Origin of the sequence: Chitinophaga sp. GbtcB8, from assembly GCF_019091455.1 — a bacterium.
Classification (GTDB): domain Bacteria; phylum Bacteroidota; class Bacteroidia; order Chitinophagales; family Chitinophagaceae; genus Chitinophaga.
Genome location: NZ_JAGXJN010000343.1, coordinates 1 through 242 on the forward strand (window position 1 = coordinate 1; position 242 = coordinate 242).

The following is a 242-nucleotide window of genomic DNA, read 5'->3' on the forward strand; positions in this document are numbered from 1 at the left end:
GGCCGCATTTGCTGGTAAGGATCTGGCCTTCACCCTGGCAGGTGGGGCAGGGGGTTACCGTTGGCTTTTGTCCCAAAAAGGTTTGGGTTACCCTTCTTCGCTGCCCGGTTCCCCCACAGGTATAACAGGTCTGGAAAGCGTTTTTACCTTTTGCACCCACCCCATTACAGTGGGAGCAGGGAACGTGTTTTTTAACTTTATTCTTTTTGTTGGCGCCTTGGGCGACCTCCTCATAGGTAGGG

General features: G+C 53.3%; 1 protein-coding gene. It reads right to left on the minus strand.

Features of this window, described 5'->3' with window-relative positions:
- Positions 1-242: zinc finger domain-containing protein (locus KVT36_RS32040; protein ID WP_305858849.1), on the minus strand; the 242-nt coding region annotated here is incomplete at both ends.